The sequence below is a fragment of the Asticcacaulis excentricus CB 48 genome, from assembly GCF_000175215.2.
GTDB lineage: Bacteria > Pseudomonadota > Alphaproteobacteria > Caulobacterales > Caulobacteraceae > Asticcacaulis > Asticcacaulis excentricus.
The window spans coordinates 2,345,434-2,364,455 of the sequence record NC_014816.1; the positions used below are offsets into that span (position 1 = coordinate 2,345,434).

13 protein-coding genes are annotated in these 19,022 nt (G+C 56.4%); 5 read left to right on the plus strand and 8 right to left on the minus strand.

Features of this window, described 5'->3' with window-relative positions:
- Nucleotides 1–97 precede the first annotated feature (97 nt).
- Together ASTEX_RS10760 and ASTEX_RS10765 are read right to left on the minus strand one after the other, a co-directional pair.
- The gene (locus ASTEX_RS10760) at nucleotides 98–946 is read right to left on the minus strand and encodes a DeoR/GlpR family DNA-binding transcription regulator (RefSeq protein WP_013479653.1); all 849 of its coding nucleotides are present in this window, start codon (nucleotides 944–946) and stop codon (nucleotides 98–100) included.
- Between the two features lie 138 nt (nucleotides 947–1,084).
- Nucleotides 1,085–2,605, minus strand: a complete 1,521-nt coding sequence (locus tag ASTEX_RS10765; protein WP_013479654.1) for an FGGY-family carbohydrate kinase — start codon at nucleotides 2,603–2,605, stop codon at nucleotides 1,085–1,087.
- A 318-nt stretch (nucleotides 2,606–2,923) separates the two neighbouring features.
- Here ASTEX_RS10765 and rhaI point away from each other — a divergent pair, with 318 nt between their 5' ends.
- Entirely contained in the window at nucleotides 2,924–4,240 is a 1,317-nt protein-coding gene (rhaI, locus tag ASTEX_RS10770; protein WP_041658631.1) for an L-rhamnose catabolism isomerase, read from the plus strand.
- A 41-nt stretch (nucleotides 4,241–4,281) separates the two neighbouring features.
- Entirely contained in the window at nucleotides 4,282–5,019 is a 738-nt protein-coding gene (locus ASTEX_RS10775) for a YesU family protein (RefSeq protein WP_013479656.1), read from the plus strand.
- 495 nt (nucleotides 5,020–5,514) lie between these two features.
- On the opposite strand, the gene ASTEX_RS20290 is transcribed toward ASTEX_RS10775, so the two are convergent.
- From ASTEX_RS20290 to ASTEX_RS10790, 3 genes are all read right to left on the minus strand, one after another.
- The gene (locus ASTEX_RS20290; RefSeq protein ID WP_013479657.1) at nucleotides 5,515–6,990 is read right to left on the minus strand and encodes a hypothetical protein; all 1,476 of its coding nucleotides are present in this window, start codon (nucleotides 6,988–6,990) and stop codon (nucleotides 5,515–5,517) included.
- Between the two features lie 809 nt (nucleotides 6,991–7,799).
- Nucleotides 7,800–8,120: a divalent-cation tolerance protein CutA gene (gene cutA / locus ASTEX_RS10785; RefSeq protein ID WP_013479658.1), complete on the minus strand. Its 321-nt coding sequence runs from the start codon at nucleotides 8,118–8,120 to the stop codon at nucleotides 7,800–7,802.
- 82 nt (nucleotides 8,121–8,202) lie between these two features.
- Nucleotides 8,203–11,526 (minus strand): DEAD/DEAH box helicase, encoded by a 3,324-nt coding sequence (locus ASTEX_RS10790; RefSeq protein WP_013479659.1) that lies wholly within the window; start codon nucleotides 11,524–11,526, stop codon nucleotides 8,203–8,205.
- A gap of 463 nt (nucleotides 11,527–11,989) precedes the next feature.
- Here ASTEX_RS10790 and ASTEX_RS21095 point away from each other — a divergent pair, with 463 nt between their 5' ends.
- Nucleotides 11,990–12,472: a helix-turn-helix domain-containing protein gene (locus ASTEX_RS21095; protein WP_013479660.1), complete on the plus strand. Its 483-nt coding sequence runs from the start codon at nucleotides 11,990–11,992 to the stop codon at nucleotides 12,470–12,472.
- A gap of 149 nt (nucleotides 12,473–12,621) precedes the next feature.
- Here the strand turns inward: ASTEX_RS21095 and ASTEX_RS10800 are convergent, their stop codons facing one another.
- Nucleotides 12,622–12,903: a type II toxin-antitoxin system RelE/ParE family toxin gene (locus tag ASTEX_RS10800; RefSeq protein WP_013479661.1), complete on the minus strand. Its 282-nt coding sequence runs from the start codon at nucleotides 12,901–12,903 to the stop codon at nucleotides 12,622–12,624.
- Nucleotides 12,900–13,370, minus strand: coding sequence for a hypothetical protein (locus tag ASTEX_RS10805; protein ID WP_013479662.1), 471 nt, complete (start codon nucleotides 13,368–13,370; stop codon nucleotides 12,900–12,902). Before ASTEX_RS10805 ends, ASTEX_RS10800 begins: the two co-directional genes overlap by 4 nt.
- A 302-nt stretch (nucleotides 13,371–13,672) precedes the next feature.
- Here ASTEX_RS10805 and ASTEX_RS10810 point away from each other — a divergent pair, with 302 nt between their 5' ends.
- Entirely contained in the window at nucleotides 13,673–15,397 is a 1,725-nt protein-coding gene (locus ASTEX_RS10810) for a DUF1800 domain-containing protein (RefSeq protein ID WP_144004652.1), read from the plus strand.
- A gap of 64 nt (nucleotides 15,398–15,461) precedes the next feature.
- Nucleotides 15,462–16,967, plus strand: a complete 1,506-nt coding sequence (locus ASTEX_RS10815) for a DUF1501 domain-containing protein (protein ID WP_245532496.1) — start codon at nucleotides 15,462–15,464, stop codon at nucleotides 16,965–16,967.
- A 339-nt stretch (nucleotides 16,968–17,306) separates the two neighbouring features.
- On the opposite strand, the gene ASTEX_RS10820 is transcribed toward ASTEX_RS10815, so the two are convergent.
- Nucleotides 17,307–19,022: a non-ribosomal peptide synthetase gene (locus ASTEX_RS10820; protein WP_013479665.1), complete on the minus strand. Its 1,716-nt coding sequence runs from the start codon at nucleotides 19,020–19,022 to the stop codon at nucleotides 17,307–17,309.

A 19,022-nucleotide genomic window follows, 5' to 3' on the forward strand; every position in this document is an offset into this window, starting at 1 on the left:
AGCCGCTTCGGCCGGAGATATAGGATGAGGGCAAAAAACCAAAAGGGGCGGTACCGAGAGGCCGGTAACGCTGACAAGAGCGACTGATTTACGAGGCTCAGACGACTTCTGACGCTTTGCGATCTTCCGCAGTGACGGGAGCGATACGCACCTCGATACCGGCGTGCTCGAGCCACTCGCGCGCCGAATCCGTTAGTCCCTCGTCGGTAATGACCACATCAATGGCGGTCAATGGGCAAACAGAGAGAGAGGCCGGGGCATCAATCTTTGACGAATCGGCCAGCACGATCACCTGATCGGCACGCTCCATCAGACGGCGTTCGGACTGAACAAGCAGAGTGTCCGATTGCATCAGACCATTACGCGTTAAGGCCTGACAGCCGATAAACATTTTCGCGGCCGAGAAGTTCTGCAGCATACCATCCTCATAGGGATTGAGAATGATGCGCTGCTCGCGAAACAGCTCACCACCAGGCAGGGTGACCTTCACCTTTGAGCGATCAAGCAGGCATTGCAGGATAGGGATCGAGGTGGTGAGCACGTGATAGGGCTCGTTGGCCATCATATTGGCCATGGTGTAGGTCGTTGAGCCGCCATCGATAATCATCGAAATGCCGGGCTTCAGATAGTCCAGCGCGGCGCGGGCAATAGCGCGTTTGACCGGCGCATTGACGATGGTCGAGGCCAGAAAACTCGATTGCCCGGTAAGGCTATCGGTCTGAAAATCCGGCGTCTTTGCTTCAGCCTTCGCTGTGAAGTGCTTGCCCTCGATGCGCATGGCGCCGCCACGCACCCGCAAAAGGTGTCCCAGGTCATGTAACTCATTGAGATCGCGGCGGATGGTCGCCGGGGATACCCCAAGACGCGCCGTCAGCTCATCGACCGAGGTCACCCGGTCCGGATTCAGTTCGTCGATGATCAGCTTCCAGCGATCCTGAAGGTGCATTTGATCCGCCCTGGGTCTTTAAATGATGATCTTTATACGCCAGGCGTGAGACCCACCCTCTGCGCATTATGATCGAATCTGATTGATTCTTATAGGGCGCATTCCACATACTGGGAAGCACCTTTTTGGGTGGGACGTTTAATCGTTTTCCATCGCCTTCAGCCAGGCTGCGCGATAGGCGCGTATCTCCTCGACGCATTTCGGGTCCACGAGCTTGTAAGCGGGTGCGGGCGCGACATGATCGGTGAAAAACGCCATGGCTCCGGCGCCCCGGGTCACACCTGAGGAGGTTTCGCATACCAGAACCGGCGCATCTCGCATGGCGGCGAGGAGCGTACAAAAGGCCGCATTGTGCGCAGCCGGTCCTTCGATCAGAAGAGGGCGATCGGCGGGTGCGATCATGTCGAGCGAGGTGACGGCGATTAAGGCCACATAGAGAAGCCCCAGAGCCGCGCGCGTCTGCGGCGTATCCGTCTGAAGCCCAATGATTTCGCCCCGGCGTCCCGGGAAAGGCCCGCCCGCATCAACGAAGCTCGGTAACGCCATAGCCCCTGATTGGATAACCTCTATAACGTTATCGAGGGTGACGGGGACATCGACATGGCCATTGGTAATCAGTTCAAGCGCTCGCCCGCCCATAAAGCGCGCGCAAGGCACGGCACGGCCATAGACGTCGATATTGACGAGACAGTCGCGATCCGGGCGCAGGCTCTCAGATACCGCCGCCGGTGCAATACCCGGTGCCATAGCCACATACCACGTCCCTGTCGTCAGTATGACGGGCAATGCGGCCGTTTCATTGTGCTGATGTCTGGCAATAACAAGTGCGAGGGCGGCATTGGAATCATGCAGCCCCACATGTACCTGGCAGTCGGGGCTAAGCCCCACAGCCTCGGCAATCTCCGGACGCAAGGGGCCGGCCTTTTCCCAGGCACTTCGCAAAGGCGCAAAGCGTTCAGCCCAGCCTTCAGAAACGGCCAGGCTCGAAAACGTACCCTTTCCGGGATTCCAAAGATCTGTGTGACAGCCCAAAGACGTCACTTCTGAACACAGAACCCCTGAGAGCCGCCACGTCCAGTACTGGGCGTAAGAGAGGATATAGCGTACCCGCTCGAAAAACTTGGGGTCACGTCGCGCGTGCCAGAAAATCTGCGCCCCAAGATTGAGCCCGTTAGGCAAAAGCGGGGACAAGGTCTCTTCAAACGCCGGACGCACCCGCTGGTACGCCCGTTCATAAGGCAGAGGGATGGAGGCTTCGTAGTCCTGTATGGGCTGCAGAAGCTGCTCGTCGGCGCTCAGGAAGGCGCAGCCTGCGCCGTGGGCAACCGGCATAATCCGATCGATACGGTAGTGCTGAGACAGGCGCTTTAATTCGCTTAAACACCACGCGAAAAGCGTGTCCACATCAAAGGCCGCATAAAGGCGGGTGTGCAGATGAGGCGTTTTAAGGGTCGTGCGGCCTAAGATCTGACCGTTCGCATCGATGACGCTCAGTTTGGCGTTGGTCTTGCCCACATCGAAGACCACGCAAACGCCCGCCCCCGTCGTAAGCGGGGCTTTCGTCGCTTCGCCAGTATCCGCGATCGCACAATCCTCCGAAGACGGAACATCCTCCGAAACAGGCGCTACCGACAGATCTCTCAGGCTGTTACGCACCATCCACTCCCTAAACCAGCTGCTCTTGCTGAGCGAACGCGCCTCCGTTTCCGACGCCGTCGTTCATTGCCGATTGTTATTGATCGAAAATTAGCAACGAAGATTGTTTTTCGACGCTATTTCCGTTAGGCTCCCACACTATAAGAAAAGCGTAACAACGCCCACAAAAAACAGGGAGAGCCGCCACACTCGCGCGCTCTCATATATGGCGTGGCGCGTGCGCCACATCCAGACCGTTCGCGTCAACGGTCTGTTGAATTGACTCTGTCCGGTTTTTAACTCTATCTGGAGGCCCATGTGCTCAAGGATTGGACACCCCGAATGGGCTATGTCGCTGTCAAGAAAACCCAATCGGCCCTGCCGCAGGACATAATTGATCGCGAAAACGCGCGGCTGATGGCGGCGCATATGGCGGACTATGAGGCGCTGGGCGTCAGGCTCGCGCGCGTGGGCATCGACATAGAGCACGTGGTCGATCGTCTTATGACGCTGGAGGTCGGGATACCGAGCTGGGGCATGGTCTCTGGCGGTACGCGCTTTGCGCGGTTTCCTATGCCGGGCGAACCGACCAACATTTTAGAAAAGATCGAAGACTGTGCGGCGGTCCACCAGGTATCGGGCTTAACGCCTCGCATCTCCCTGCATTTTCCGTGGGACAAGGCCACCGACATCAATGAAGTGCGCGACTTTGCCCATGCCTACGGGATGGGCTTTGATGCGGTCAATTCGAACACCTTTCAGGACCAGCCCGGCCAAAGACTGTCCTATAAGTACGGGTCTTTGACCCATTCTGATGCGGCCACGCGTGCTCAGGCCATTGAACACAATCTGGAATGTATTGAGATCGGCGACCGACTGGGGGCGAAGGCTCTGACCGTGTGGATTGGAGACGGCTCTAACTTTGCCGGCCAGAACGAGTTTGCTGATACGCTTGAGCGCTATCTTGAGAGCATGAAATCGATCTATGCCGCCCTTCCCCATGACTGGCGCCTGTTTATCGAACATAAGCTCTACGAGCCCGCCTTTTATGCGACCGTTATTCAGGACTGGGGCACATCCATTCTCTGTGCGCAGACGCTCGGTCCCAAGGCGCAGTGTCTGGTGGATCTGGGCCACCATGCACCGACCGTCAATATCGAGCTGATCGTGGCGAGACTGGCACAATTTGGCAAGCTCGGCGGCTTCCACTTCAATGACTCAAAATATGGCGACGATGACCTCGATGCCGGCTCACTCAACCCTTTCCAGTTGTTCCTGATTTTCAACGAACTGGTCTACGCTGAGACGCGGGCGAAAGGGCAGTTTAATCCCGCCTACATGATGGATCAGTCGCACAATGTGACAGACCCCATCGAGAGCCTTTTGAACTCTGCCCGCGCGATCGCTGGCGCTTACGTCAAGGCGCTGATCGTCGACAGGAAGGCCCTGAAAGAGCATCAGGCCAATAATGATGTGATGATGGCGCATCACTGTCTGCGCATGGCCTACGAAACCGATGTGCGCCCGGCCCTTGCTATGGCGCGCTTGCGCAAAGGCGGGGCCATTGACCCCATGCTGGCCTTCCGTGCGACCGGCTACCGCGCTGAAAAAGCCAAGGTTCGCAAAGCCCGGTCCGCCCAGGGCGGCGGAATTATTTAATCCGCCCGTTTAAGTCGACATTAAAGATCCCGGGTTTTCACATGCGCCTCACACGTCGCCAGTGGCTGGCCTCCGGCCTGGCCGCTTCCGCCCTTCCCTCGTCACTGTTTGCCGCCGAGCCAGGTGAACTGATCTACGCCAATCCAATGACGTCGCCTTCCGACGTGGCGAAATTCAAGATGGAAGGCGACGCAAAGGTCGATTTCCCAAATCAGCGCATGCAGTTGAGCGCGCTTCGCGATGCGTCTGAGGGCCAGGCATCTAACTTTGTCTACTGGTGTCCGGAAGTCTTTCCTGACCACATAGAGATTAGCTGGAACTTCTGGCCATTGAAGGAGCCTGGTCTGTGCATTCTCTTTTTCGCGGCACAAGGCCAGGGCGGTGAGCACGTCCTTTCACCGACGCTGAAGCCGAGGGCTGGCATTTATGATCAGTACACAAAGAGCGACGTAGAGGCGCTTCAGATCTCTTATTTCAGACGGCGATGGGAGGAGGAGCGCGCTTTCCACCTGGCGAACCTGCGCTATGCGCCAGGCTTTGAACTTCTGGCCCAGGGCGCTGACCCCCTGCCTGATGTTGAAGATGCCAAACCGCCTTACCGAATCCGAATACTCAAATCCGGGCGTCAGGTCGTCTTTACGATCAATGACCTCCCCGTTTTAAACTGGACCGGGGCCAATGAGCGGAAATGGCCTACGAAAGGCAGCGTTGGATTTCGCCAGATGGCACCGCTAGTGGCTGAATATTCCGACCTCGAAGTCAGACGCCTCAAGCCATAAACGTCGCCGTCGTTTCACTGGATCACGCCTTCCCTCAAACTCGGAAGATGACACTACCCTGATCAGTGATTAGCCGTCTGTCTATGAGTGAGGGCTCGCCCAATCATGAGCATCACTACCCGAATTCTTGAGTATACCGAATTCTTGAGTATAGACGTAAGGTCCAGTTACGAATGAGAGCGCCCGATCGCAACCGTTCGGGCAAAAAGCGGCCCATTACACACGTCTCGGACTTGGCGGCCTCCATCCCCATAGCCTTCCGCCTCGCGAGCCCCGTTCTCGCGCCCTTAGCTGCAGGAGGAATGGAAGTGGATTTGAATATTTCGTATTGAGATGCCGCTCGATCAGCAAGTGAGCGTTCACCATACGCTTGAACACAAATCTTATCTCGGCACATCTGTGCCCGTTGACTTACCAAGCCACGGTGGCCTGGATTAGTGCCGCCAGACGCGCCTTGCCCCCTGCCGACGTCAGGAGGGGGCAAGGCTATACGTTTTATTGACGTCGGATATTGGCACCCACTGAGTCCGGAACGTTCGGAGTGGGTGTTGCGTCAGGGATCAACACTTTCTGTTTGGCCGGCAGAACAAAGGTAACTTCCTTTTCAAACAGTGTGTCCTGCCCCGACAGGGTCAGGGCCTGGGGATAGACATTTACGGTAAAGCTCTTGCCGACACAGACCTCACGCTCTGTGGCCGTCAGGGTGACGACGACCGTGGCCTGCCCCGCGGGAGGCGTAACGCTACCCGATACCTGTTCAAAACAGGTCTCAGGGGCGATGCCGGACGCGGTTACCTTCCAGGCGAAGGGCTGATTGGCTGCGGTGGCATTGTGCGGCGTTAGTCGCACATTGACTGCGGATGACAAACGACCGACATTTTGCGGATAGAGCGGACCCGCCAGAGCCTTAACGCCATACTCCGGGCTTGAGACGAGTTCAAGGGTGAGGTCGCCACCGGGATCCGGATTGATCGTATAGCTCTTGCGGCCCACAAAGTTTTTCAGAAAATCAGGCGCAAGGTTAAATCCATAGATTTGAAACTCCCGATCGTTGGCAACAGGTTCCAGAGCGGTATTGTTCCGCAGAGGCAGTCCGCCATTTGCCGATACATTCAAACGCGTGGGGACTGAGCCCGCAACAAAATGTTCGCCGGGCATAATGGCCCAGTAGCCTTGCCTGAATTCCAGTCGACGTTCGTCAAAGCAGGTTTCAATGGCACCGGACCTTACGGCTGGCAGGGTCATAGTTAAAGTGGGCGGGCTGCTGCTTCGGGTATAGGTAAGCCCATGCTTGATCGCGCAGCCCAGTAAATTCGTTGACCTTTGACTACCGCCTCCGCCAGTCACACCGGGTGAACTCATCACATATGTTGTTGTGCCACCTCCACTACAGTTAGAGGTAGAGGGATTACAGCCCGAGCCACCTCCGACCGTAATAGGAGGTGTTGATCCGAAGGTACCGGCGGGAGCTGTCGCGTTGGAAGACGAGCTGGAACGGGCATATTCCTCCTCCCAACTGGTGGAAATAATTGACCGGGGCTTTAGCGTTATTGGAATCTGTTCGTTGTCGAGATGTAAGATGCCGTTATTGGGCCCGCTCAACTGATTAAACCTCAGCGTGACAACGACCGACCCGATAGCGCCGCAGCCGCGGCCATTATTGGTTGCACCGTTGTAGCCTTGATAGATATGGGCCTCAGCCCCCGGCATGGCGGTTATTTTGGCCTCTTTGATCATATCAAAAAAATGGCCGAAGAATTCGATGTCCACGTAGCCCTGGCCGATAATCACAAGACGGCCCTGAGAGGGCCGCCACTGGGCATCTCCCCGATCCTGAGTTTGCTGGCACTTTCCGGCTGAATAGGGGGGCGTGTTACCGTAATAGGCGCTTTCTACGCCCGCTTCGGCGGGATTTGAAGACAGTGCGCCAAGGCCTAGAAGTACGGCCGCACCAACGGGTAGGAGTTTCATGTTAGATCCCTTTTAAGCTATTGACGAAATAGGAAAACGTTGTGGTTTTGGGGTGAAAGACGGCCTCAGGGCGAAAGCCCTTGTTTAAGAATTTCGCCCTGATCGTTTGGATGGCCGGGCCATGAGAACTCGGCGTCGGTTGCCCGTGTGTGGCGGGTTAAGGAAATGCGCAGCGAAAAGTATCGTTGCGCCCCTCATGCAGGCGCCCGGCCGGCCTCAGAACCATTCTGCTTGTGAAGTTTTTCATCCTAAAGCCTCCTCGGACGCGGCTTGAGGTATGCGCAACCCTCTCCCGCCAACCGACTGAAAGGATGAAGCTTTCTTTCGAATTGACCATGTCGCAAACTGTTGCAAAGGGCGGTAACTTGCCGTTTGGCCAAGTCGTATGCGGTCGCAGCTTGTTTTGGCTTACGGGAGAGTCTGTGCGATTACGCACATGTGCGCCCATTTCCCTATCCTGCGGGCACAGGGGCAAGAGACGTATGGTCTGCCCCGGAAAGCGCCGTATCTCTTTTCCCGCCTCAGCCACTTTAAGCCGGCAATAGGTCTTAGCGCTTCCCTGAGCCACAGCGGCGAGACGATATCAGTCAGACAGGGCAATGGGCTGTGAGGACTTTATTTTTGAAAGGGCACTCGAAATTCTCGAGGCGTTTTTTCGGTCGCTTCGCCGGGCGGCGTCATGCCCGGGACGGGTCTGAGCACACGATCCAAATCATAGCCCGCAATGGGGTCAGGTGCGCTGAAGAGGGTCTTTAGACAAACTCAGGCATTGCGGCCAGCCTATTGGGGTAAATACAAGCGGCTGTTGATCAGATCACGCTCTCCCGGACCCAACGGGCATAATCCGTACTCGCCTTGTCCACACGACACATAAGGATTTCGGGGACCTCGTAGCTGTGATGCTGTTTAATGAAGGCCTCAACAGCGTCTAGCTTTGCTTCTGTCGTTTTGATGTCCACATGCGTTTCATCGTCCCGTTGAAGGACGCCCTGCCAGACATAGTGCGAGCAGACAGGCCGTAGCTGAACGCAGGCACCAAGACCCTGTTCAAGGAGGCCCCGGGCCAGGTGCTCAGCTTCTTCCCGGGCGGCACAGGTCGTCGATACGATGTAAAGAGTGTCCACTTCCATCTCTCCTCATTGGCGGTCTTATCAAAGCCCATAGTCGCGAGCTCTACCTTTTTCGTCGATCGAACCGCCCGCAAAACCACGCTTACGCAAAAAGCGCTTCAATATCGGCGTCTGTGAGCCTTTCAACCATGTCCGCGTCTTCATCAAAAAGCGCGTGTGACAAGGCCTGTTTCCTGGCCTTCATTTCGTCCATCTTATCTTCAATCGTTCCCTCCGCGCACAGACGATACACGAAGACCGGCTTGTCCTGGCCGATACGGTAGGCGCGATCAATGGCCTGAGCCTCCACCGCCGGGTTCCACCACGGATCATAGAGGATCACCGTATCGGCACTGGTGAGGTTAAGTCCCGTACCCCCCGCTTTAAGGCTGATGAGAAAGATCGGATTGTCGCCAGATTGAAACGCATCGACTTCTTTTTTGCGATTTTGCGTTTTGCCCGTCAGTATGCCGTAGCCCAGGCCCGCCTTATCGAGGCGGGCGGCAATCAGATCGAGCATGCTCGTGAACTGAGAGAAGATGATGAGGCGACGCCCCTCCTCAGCAAGTGCCGTTACCATCTCCATCAGCCGATCAAGTTTGGCAGACGGCGCATCCTCTGTACCATCGATCTTGAGTAAGGAGGGGTCACAGCAGACCTGGCGCAGTTTCAATAAGGCGTCGAGCACAATGATGTGGCTTTTCGCGAGGCCTCTCTCAGCGATGGCTTTGCGAACCTGCGTGTGAAGGCTCAGACGGATGGTGTCATAAAGATCGCGCTGCTTGCCTGTCAGCGTGATCCGTTCAATGATATCCGATTTCGGAGGCAGCTCTTTTGCCACATCGGCTTTTGTGCGCCTCAGAAGGAAAGGCCTGACGCGCCGGACAAGAAGCCTCTTTATTTCCTCATTTCTGGTTTTTTCGATGGGTGTTCGAAACTCACGCGCAAAGCGGGTCGCGTCACCTAAGAACCCCGGATTCACAAAATCCATCAACGACCACAATTCACCCAGATGGTTTTCCATCGGCGTGCCACTCAGGCAAAAGCGATGCGGGGCCTCAAGAGATCGGATGTGCCTTGTGGTCGCGGCATTAGCATTCTTGATGGCCTGAGCCTCATCCAGAATGATTGCAAACCACGCGTTTGATTTCAGCCACTCATGGTCTCTCACCACAAGCGGATAGGTCGTTATGACCACATCACTTTCAGGGACCTGTTCGAGCAGGTCCTGACGCGATTTGCCATGCAGGACGGTAAGCTTCAAGCCGGGGGCGAACCTCGCCGCCTCGGCCGTCCAGTTACCCACCAGGCTTGTCGGCATAATGATGAGTGCGGGTTTTTCGAGGCGCCCGTCCGCCTTTTCTTTTGCCAGAAACGCCAGGACCTGCACGGTTTTTCCAAGCCCCATATCGTCAGCGAGGATTCCGCCAAGTCCCGTTTCCCGAAGGGCATTCAGCCACGCGACGCCCGTTTCTTGGTAGGGTCTGAGCGTCGCATTGAACGTATCTGGCAAGGTCACTGGCCTGAGAGTGGACGGCTCGACCAGGGCGCGATAGGAGGCCCGAAGCGCATCTTTGTCGCGCTGTGAAAGCGCACTGTCTGATCCGAAATCGAGAAATATCCGTGCGGCTTTCGCAATTCTGAGCCTGCCGTTCTTTGCCAGCTCAAACGCGCCCAGTCGCAGTTCATGCAGCGACAATATCAAAGGCAAAAGTCTGCCGACTGCCACACTGAAATAGCGGCCGGCGGCGTTTTTGAAATAGATCGGCTCGTCGCCTTCAGACAGGGCTTTTAAGTCTTCGATCTGAAACGTCGGGTTTTTGATAAGATCAGCCAGAAGCGGGGCGAGATCCACCCTTTCGCCATCCACATCGATGCCCGCGTGAAGCTCAAGCCAGTCAATGCCTGAGCTTTCATTCAGGTCAAATGAGAGTTCCCCGCGCGACGTCGCGAGCTGATAGGGGAAATCCTCATCAAAATGGATTTCGATCCCCAGGGCCTTTAGGCGCGGCAGATCGTTTTCAAGGAACCAAAGCCACGCGTCAGGTGTCTCGAAGCTGTAGTGTCCATCGAAGGTGCTACTTAGCTCAGGATAAAGGATGGGAGCGAGTTCTGCACCCGTCGCCTCAAGCGCATCTATGACGTCTTTCTCGACTTCTTTAAATCGTGTCGCTCGAATGAAGCGGGCATCTTTGACGACCTCAAGCGTGCCGGCCGGATCAAACTTAAGGCTGCGCCATAATCGAGAAATCTCACCGTAGCGAAACGAGACTTCAAGCACGGGGATCCTGTCGGCCCCTGGCAAAGGACTCCACCCTCTCGGTTTTACCTTTGCTGTGGTGAAACTGAAGCGGGCGTTTGGTGGGGCATGGCTCTCCAGGGGCGGCAACAAAGCTTTAGGTGCCAGCGCTAAGGCTTGAGGAAAGGCCTTCTGCAAAGCTTGGGAAACTAACGGCGCGTGTTCGGGTCTTAAGGCTGGCGCTCTCAGAAACGCCCTTGCCTGGGCGGGGTTTAGGGGTAGCTCAATGCGACCAACAAGTGCGTTTTCAACATCCACATAGACGGGTGGTTCGGTGTCGAAAGCGGTTGCCTGGTCCACCAGGAGTCTGGGATGCAGATGTTTATCAGAGGCACTGAGCTCCCAGTCGATCCGCCCATTGCGAGGAGCACCCATAGCAAACACCGGACCTAATTCTTCCCAGTAGAGACGTCCGGTCTCCACCAGACGCTGCAACATTGAGAAGTCCGCAACTTTCAAATTCAAAGGCGAGTACGCATAGGTATGGCTATGTGTGGCCTGATTAAGCGCCTCATAGAGTTTCACATCAGAATCGAGGATGTAGGCGGGCCGGCGCCAGTTTGCGGCGCGATCAAAATTAGCCCGCTCAAGCCGGGCAGAAAAGACGCCAGACTTATTCAGGCGCGCTGACTTTATAGACACACGCAATTCCGGTGTCCGTACGCCGCCGCCACTGGACGAGAGAATGTAAACGACGCGCTGATTGATGGTGTCAGGATAGGTATCGGGGGCTTCAAGCCGGGCCAGGTCTTCAATCCACTGCCTCGCAGAAAGCGGAAGCTCCGGTGCCTCAGCTCCGTTTGTCTCATCGGAAGGGACACCCTCAGATCCCTCCCCCTCGCTAGATGCAAAGTACGCGATCACAGCCGCGACGGCGTGCTTGCAGTTATACTGAACCGGACATGTGCATTCGGCGGTGAACTGCGGGGGTGAGACCCGAAACCCCCGCATACTGACCTCGACACGATAGTCGGTTTTGCCAGAGCCCCGCACGCGTGCCTCCAGCCAGTCCCCCATCAATTGCGTCGATAGCACGCGCCCCTCAAGTCGATAGGTCAGGCCGCGTTTATAGGTCTCCTGACCGACAGAACGGGCCATCAGGTTAGACGCGACCATCTTCAGGGACATTTAGAATCTCCGCGGGGGTTAGCCCAGGCATCTTAGAGGAATGGGGGGTATTGCAGAACCCGCAAATGCAGTCGCAACAGAGGCGGAGCTTTACGACCCACTCGAGAAACTGACGCCAATCCTGTCGAGACGCTCCCGAGGACGATACGGCAACAGCTTGCCGGTAGCCCCTCCGAAACTGACATAAGGCTATTCAACAACGTGACGCAGGGCCGGTGCGCAGGTCCAGTATGGCCGCGCGAGGCCCACTCCCTCACTCTCGGCTAAATACACCTCTGCGCAAGTATGTCGGCCGAGAGCCAGGGTTCAAATACGGGGAAGGCCTTCCCCGCATTCTGGCTGCAGATGTTACACCGGAACGCTCGGGCAGTCAGGGCGCACTGGCAGAAAATCTTGGCTAAAGTTTCAAGTAGTCATACATGGCCTATAAAAATCTATATCCGATCATATTTGGACGATTAATATGGGATCGCCGAAGGCAAAGTTAGCTCTTGAACGGCTAGGACAGGATATCCGCAACGCGCGCCTGCGGCGTCGCATCACCGTTGCAGATCTCGCTTTGCGTTCGGGGACCTCGCCAAGTTCCATCGCGCGTCTTGAACAGGGCGATCCGAGCGTTGCCATCGGAACGCATGCTGATGTTCTGGTTGTACTTGGCCTTCTGGGGCGGCTCTCTGACCTGATCGATATCCGCAAGGACGATCTGGGACTGGCACTGACAGTCGTGCAAGGACCGCGCCGGGGCCGCTCCTTCGCCACAAGGCTGAAAATCAGGAGGCTCAGACTGAGGAAAACCAGGATCGGCGGGATATCGCACACCCTGACGGGATCTCCTTCTGATGTCAAATTTTGTCGCTCAGGTTGCGCTTGGCGAAGGCCGGACATCGGTGGGCCAGTTGCGTTTCCCCCATATCGCGCCCCGCCAATTCTCGACCTTCGCCTATGACGCCGAATGGAATGATAAACCACACGCCTTCGCTATACAGCCTGATTTTCCTCTTGAGTCCGGTCCGTTTCACACATCCGGCCAACCCGGCAACATGCGCGACGCTTTGGTAGGCGCGTTCGCGGACGGCGCCCGAGGGAATAGGCGCCCTACGGCCATTGCTGATTGCCGTGCAGCAGGCGTATGACCTCTACGATCTTATACCGCTTTTTCACACGATACACTGCGATAAACGCTGTGCCCTGGATGACAAGCTCGCGAGTGGTCTTCATACGACCGGTGCGGCCCATTTCTGGAAAGTTCGCATGGGCACTTACCTGGTCGGTAATCAGCTCGTCTTGATCGACTGCAGCGGAAGGGTTCCGCTCCGCGATGTAGTCGATGTTCCGGTCGAGGTCATCGAGAGCATCCTGTAACCAGACTACGATCAAGCCTTAGCCCCCGCACGTGCCAAGAGCTCTATTCGTCTGGCGGCCCTCATTGCTTCCACGTCTTCGTGGCTTACCCAGACCGCATTCGAGGAATCGGCAGCTTTGAGCCCTTTAGCGACTTCCTGCCGGAACCATCTGTCATGCGAGGCGGCTTCGTGGGCTTCTTTAAGTGCGACGGAGCGGTCGGGGCGCGTGTTGCCCCCCTTCTTGTAGCCCGCAGTTTCCACCCCAAATGCCTCGATGCCTAACTTTCTAAGATAGTCAATCAGGGTATCAATCTTCTTGAACACCCTGGGTTCGGATTTGCGTTGAACTGAGAGTATATAGAATTTTCCAGCCTTGACGCGCACGACCACCTCCCAGCCGCCTTCACAGCCCACAACCCGTGCCTCTTTTACTGCGCCGTTTTCGACGAGCTGGATAAGGTGGTTGTGGTCAATGCTGCCGTCGATGACGAGAGAAGCCATATCATTCTCCAAATTTACTGTTCAAAGTGTAGTCAATTAATTATAGTTTGCAACGAAAATGGCGAGCTTTGCGACCGCCCACGCCTCCGAAAATCGACAGTGGTTAGCACCCTAAGCTGGGCTGCCCGCAATAACCTGTCGTTCGAGAGTTAAAACCGGCGGCAATTTATTAACAGGCCTCTGTTACAAATCGACCTGCGTGCAAGGTTGTGACCATTGCCGTCGGGCGCAGAAGCCTCGTCAGAGGCGCACTGAACGGGTCACACCCGCTTGCGAAGACACCTCTAGAAGAGTTCGGTGTAATGGTTCGAACTACCTTGCCTTCAGCCCATTGGTTGTCGCGCATTGCTTTAGTATGCGCCTTTTCGCTGCTCGCCGCCTGCGGCGGCGGCGGAGGTGGAGGCAGCACCGGTGGATCGGGGACAACAACGCCGGCGCCACCTGCCAGACCGACACAAGCCGAAGCCAGCCGGTTTCTTGCACAGGCCACTTTCGGCGCAAATGATGCGGACATTTCTGCAGTCACCTCAAGCGGCTATAGCGACTGGATCAATGCGCAAATGGCGTTGCCTCTAGGGCCTACGCACCTCTCTCAGATGGATACGCGGCTTACCGCCCTTCAGGCGACAAACCCGAACGCCAGTTTAAACGCGAACCACTTTTACGAGACCTTTTATAATCAGGCAGTGACCGCGCCTGATCAGCTGAGACAACGGGTAAAGTTCGCCCTGTCTGAGATTTTTGTGACGTCACTGTCGGCCAGCAATATCAATGTCCGCACCAATGCGTCCTTCTACGACATGCTGGGAAAAAACGCCTTTGGTAACTTCCGCACCCTTTTACAGGATGTGACCTACCATCCGGCGATGGGCCAGTATCTCACCTATCTTGCCAACCAAAAAGAGAATGCCTCGACTGGACGCAATCCGGATGAGAACTATGCGCGTGAGGTGATGCAGCTTTTTACCATTGACATTTATGAGCTCAATGCGGATGGCACCCTCAAAACCGACCTTTTCGGAAAGACCACGCCCACCTACTCAACGGCCGATATACAAGGCCTGGCTAAGGTGTTTACGGGGCTTTCCTGGTATCATCCGACACCTACCAACTCGACATTTTTCGGAGGCAGCCGGGACGCCTCTTCCTATACCCGGGCGATGATTGGTTACCCCAATTATCACTCTGTGTCTGAGAAGACCTTCCTCGGCACGACAATCCCGGCGTCAGCGACGCCGAATGTCGATGGCGACCTGACGATCGCCATCGACACCCTGTTCAACCACCCAAACGTCGGCCCCTTTATATCGAAACAGCTCATCCAGCGACTGGTCACCTCTAACCCATCGCCCGACTACATTCGACGCGTCGCCGCGGTGTTCAACAACAATGGATCTGGTGTTCGCGGGGATATGGGTGCGGTGATCCGTGCGATTTTGCTCGACACCGAAGCGCGCACAGCCTCGAGTGATCCGGACTACGGAAAGCTTCGCGAGCCTGTGATCCGTCTCACCCATTTCCTGAGATCTTTTGAGGTAACGTCTACGAGCGGCAACTGGTCGATTGGATCGACCTCTGCTCAGACCTCCCTCAACCAGTCGCCGTTGACCTCACCTTCGGTATTCAATTTCTTTCGTCCCGGCTACATCCCGCCAAACACAAGCATAGGCGGCCGGAACAAGGTGGCGCCTGAAATGCAGATTTCGGATGAAGTCTCGACCGCGGCCTACGTCAACCTCATGATGAGCGCCATCAATACCGGGTTTAGCAGCGGGGACGTAAAGTCAGCCTATACCAAAGAACTGGCTGTTGCGAGCGATGCCACCGCTTTGACTGAGCGCATGAATCTCCTGCTGTTTGCAGGCCTCATGTCCGATACGCTCAAGACCAAAATTGTCACAGCGGTCAACACCGTCACCATACCCGCTTCCGGGACGACGGCGCAGGTAGATGCCGCCAAACTCAATCGCGTTAAACTGGCCGTCCTATTGAGCATGGCCTCGCCAGAATACGTAGCCCAACGCTAACAGCGGCTCGAAGGATTTTCCTATGACTTCACACATTGACCGCCGCGCGTTTCTACGACTGGGCATGGGCCTTGGCGGGCTCGCGACCGCCACCTCCTTTGGCTTGCAACTGGCGGCCGCCGGGTCCGCGGCAGGCCAAAGCGCGACGGACTATAAAGCCCTCGTCTGCATATTCCTCTTCGGTGGGAATGACGCCAACAACATGGTTTTGCCCACGGACGCTGACTCGTGGGGCCGCTATTTTTCGGCTCGCAATCAAGGCGCCGGTCCTATCGCCCTTATGCCGGTGGGCACGGCCCCAACACCTGTGGGCCAGGTAAACAGCGTAACAGGACGCACCTCCGCCCTTGGAAAGCCGGAACACTGGGGAGGCGTCCTCGCAATTGCGCCCAAAACCGCACAAGCCATTCCGCAGAATACGAGTGCTACGACACGCACCTTTGGCCTTCATCCGTTAATGAGCGAAACGAAATCGCTTTTTGACCAGGGACGTCTGGCGGTTCTGGCCAACGTCGGAACATTGATCCAGCCGACAACAAAGGTGCAATTCAACGCCAAAAGCGTTCCCCTGCCTGTCAGCCTTTTTTCGCACAACGACCAGCAGTCAACCTGGCAGGCTGGCGCCACCGAGGGCGCCCGCACCGGTTGGGGTGGGCGAATGGGCGACCTGCTTATGAGCGTGAACGGACAGAACACAATCTTCACCGCTATAACGGCCGGCGGCACCGCTGTGTTTTTGTCGGGCCAGAATGTGCTTCAGTACCCCCTCTCAACCAACGCCTCACCCGCGGTTACGGTATCAGGTACGCTGGGCTCCTCACTCTTTGGCTCATCTCAGGCGCCCGCCGCACTCAAGGATATCATCCGGGACTCAGTCACGTCATCCACTCTGGCAAATGATTACGGCGCGGTTGTAAACCGCAGTGTTGGTGCCTCAAGTGTGCTCAATGAGGTCTTCGGGCGCGCGGTCGTCACAGCCGTGCCCTCACCCCCCGCCTACACCAATCCGTCGACAGGCCAGACCGAGACCAATAGCCTCGCCTTGCAACTTCGCACCGTGGCACGGATGATCGCCGCAGCGCCTGCCTTTGGATTGAAGCGCCAGGTGTTTATGGTGTCGCTGGGCGGATGGGACAGCCACGATAACCAAAATCGCGACCAGGCGAACAACCTCTCGAAAGTGTCTCAAGCCCTCTCTTATTTCGACAGCGCGCTTGCCAACATCGGCGGCGTGGATATGCGCTCCAATGTAACCGCATTTACCGCATCGGACTTTTCACGCACGTACAGCACGAATGGCGATGGCACGGATCACGCCTGGGCGGGACCGCAACTCATAATGGGCGGCGCCGTAAAAGGCGGGGACATGTACGGTCTTTACCCCACCGTCGGCATGGACATAAATGGATTTTCGAACCCCTACATGACGGGAGCGGCCTTTATCCCCACGACCTCGGTGGACCAGTATGCCGCAACGCTTGGAGGATGGTTCGGCGTCTCATCTTCCGATCTGAATACAATCTTTCCCAACCTGAAGAACTTTAACGAGCCAAATCTGGGCTTTGTTTAAGAGTCAAAAGACAACAGACCGCAATCGGCACCCCGACGAAGCCCACTTATCAAAAACTTATGTTTTTAGGTCGCTTACCTGATCGCTCGTTTATGCGGCACCGCACCATAACAATGGTACCTCAAACTACGCCGGGGCCATCAACGCCACGCACACCGGCTTGAGGGGGTCAATAGCCCCGGCGCCCACCCCGTCGGGGCTAACCTTTCAGATGACGCGGGATTCGGTCTCTTCGCGCACCGGACTAACCAACGCTCTGAGGCTCTTCGCGCCACCTCCAACCCCTACAAATCTATCTGCCGGCAAAAAACGGCCGACGGGTGTACCGAGAGCACTAATTCACAATTGCGCGCGGAACTTCAGGGCAAGGTACGCCGCCTCAAGTTCGGAAAGGGTGAGCGTCTGCCAGTTCGGCGGCACTTCGCCCTCAAAGAGATTTTCGAGCTCAATAGCGATCCCCACATAGGCAAGAGAGTCAACGCCAAGGTCACCGAAAGTCGAGGACGGTGTGAACGGATGGTGTGGTAGCTTTGAGCGGAACAGGTCACCTACATTTTCATAGCTGACAGCTGATAATCCCAAGAGCTCTTCAACCGTACGCACAAGCCGTTCAAGAAAACCGCTGCGAGACGGATTTGAGGGCTGGCGCCCAAGCCTCAGGACCGTCCCGTAGTCGACCTTGCCATTAGGAAGGGTAGGCACAGTCTCAAAATGACGGGCACAGAAGAGCGTGGCGGGCAATGAAAAGCGCTTAGCCACCGCCTCAAGATCCACTCCCTCCCTCTCCTCTTCGCCTACTGCATGAAAGGCGATGACCACAAGTTCATCATCGCCCGCGACGGCTAAGACATCGGGGTACTGGGACTTCAGCCAGCTCTGGACCTCATCGAGATTGAGCCGGCTCCCGAACGGTTTCACAAACCGCGAAGATCGACCGACAATGGAAATGAGCCCATGTTCATCCTTCACGGCGACATCCCCCGTCAGGAGACGCCTCGGCGTTTCATCTGTCGCAAGTTCAAATGGCGTTTGCGCATACCCCATCATGATATTGGGGCCTTCATAGACAAGCTCGCCCGGATGACCCGCTTCGTCGATGTCGCGGCCGTTGGCGTCAATGAGGCTAAAACGGCCGCCGGGAACGGCGATGCCTATGGAGCCTGGGTTGGCTTCGGCAAGCTCCGGCGGCAGGTAGCTCATCCGAGGGGCGGCTTCTGTCTGTCCGTACATCACATAGAATGCCCGACCTGACCGAGCAAACAGACCCGCGAATTCCTTTACAAGCGAGGCTTCAAGTCGGCCGCCGGCCTGGGTGGCATATCTGAGCGACGGATACTGAGCCGGATCAAAACCCATACGTTTAAGGGTCTCAAAGGTGTAGGGCACACCGGCAAAGCTTGTCGCCTCAGTGGCCTTAAACTGCGCCCAGAACGTCTCTTCGTTCGCTGAAGCGTCACTGAGGACAAGTGCTGCGCCCACAGCGAGGTGTGAGTGAATAATCGACAGGCCGTAAGAATAGAACGGCCGAAGGTGTTGGAAGGCACGTTCAGTCTGATCGAGGTTCAGGTATTGCGCAATGGCGCGTGCATTGGCCTCAAGGCTTGAGCTTGAGTGCTTCACAAACTTTGGGGAACCCGTCGATCCCGAGGTAGACAGGAGAAGCAACAGGTCAGGGTGAAGCTCTAGTTGTCGGTCATGGGTAAGCGCACGTGTCTGGTTTGGGCCAAGAAGGAGGTTTGGCTCGTAAAGGCTAATCAGGTCGCGTGTTTTAGGATCGCTCAGACACTCTACAAGATGCACGACGCATCCTGACTGCAGACAGGCCAGATAGTCGACGAAGAAGGCCAACTCATTGGAGGCTTCGAGGAAAACAAGTGGCCTCAGCCCTTTGAGGCTTGTTTGAAGATCCGTTGATCTTTGCTCAACGGCGCGTGCGAGTTCGGCATAGTCGGTCACCGTGCCGCCGCGCGCCTCAACCAGCGCCGGTGCGTGCCCAAACCTGGACAGATCTTCGAAAAAGAGCGGCAGACGCTTCTGTGCAGGGGCTGTAATCAC

Bases quoted from the DNA above. Each gene is read 5' to 3' on its own strand.
- ASTEX_RS10805 (WP_013479662.1), bottom strand. From the start codon at position 13,370: ATGGCTTCTCTCGTCATCGACGGCAGCATTGACCACAACCACCTTATC.
- rhaI (WP_041658631.1), top strand. From the start codon at position 2,924: ATGGGCTATGTCGCTGTCAAGAAAACCCAATCGGCCCTGCCGCAGGAC.
- ASTEX_RS10765 (WP_013479654.1), bottom strand. From the start codon at position 2,605: ATGGTGCGTAACAGCCTGAGAGATCTGTCGGTAGCGCCTGTTTCGGAG.
- cutA (WP_013479658.1), bottom strand. From the start codon at position 8,120: ATGGAAGTGGACACTCTTTACATCGTATCGACGACCTGTGCCGCCCGG.
- ASTEX_RS10810 (WP_144004652.1), top strand. From the start codon at position 13,673: ATGGTTCGAACTACCTTGCCTTCAGCCCATTGGTTGTCGCGCATTGCT.
- ASTEX_RS21095 (WP_013479660.1), top strand. From the start codon at position 11,990: ATGGGATCGCCGAAGGCAAAGTTAGCTCTTGAACGGCTAGGACAGGAT.
- ASTEX_RS10775 (WP_013479656.1), top strand. From the start codon at position 4,282: ATGCGCCTCACACGTCGCCAGTGGCTGGCCTCCGGCCTGGCCGCTTCC.
- ASTEX_RS10760 (WP_013479653.1), bottom strand. From the start codon at position 946: ATGCACCTTCAGGATCGCTGGAAGCTGATCATCGACGAACTGAATCCG.
- ASTEX_RS10815 (WP_245532496.1), top strand. From the start codon at position 15,462: ATGGGCCTTGGCGGGCTCGCGACCGCCACCTCCTTTGGCTTGCAACTG.
- ASTEX_RS20290 (WP_013479657.1), bottom strand. From the start codon at position 6,990: ATGAAACTCCTACCCGTTGGTGCGGCCGTACTTCTAGGCCTTGGCGCA.
- ASTEX_RS10790 (WP_013479659.1), bottom strand. From the start codon at position 11,526: ATGTCCCTGAAGATGGTCGCGTCTAACCTGATGGCCCGTTCTGTCGGT.